Genomic DNA, 360 nt, shown 5'->3' on the forward strand with positions numbered 1-360 from the left:
ATGTGTTAAGCACGCCGCCAGCGTTCATCCTGAGCCAGGATCAAACTCTCCGTTGAAGTAAAACAGACACAACCAACAACCCCGGGAAAACGAGGAAAGAAGGCTGCACAAAATTTGAAACCAGCTGTAAAAACCATGCCATCCACGGGRTGGACAACACAGCCAAAACAACCAATCAATAAAACAATTGGTATCAACAAACTTGGCACACTATTGAGTTCTCAAACAACAGACACACCCGGCACCACCCAAACCCAACGGTCCAGGATCACTCCGGAGCAACTTTTCAAACTTACCCGATCACCAACCGCTTTGCAAACCAGCGTATTCGCCGAATTCGAAGCAATGGAAGGGTCCCCA

General features: G+C 48.2%; 1 protein-coding gene. It reads left to right on the plus strand.

Features of this window, described 5'->3' with window-relative positions:
- Positions 1-114: 114 nt before the first annotated feature.
- Positions 115-360, plus strand: a 246-nt coding sequence (locus tag AC1DNC_RS16800) for a hypothetical protein (protein ID WP_476863660.1), incomplete at its 3' end; no start/stop codon positions are given.

Source organism: Arthrobacter sp. 01N442, from assembly GCF_056399345.1.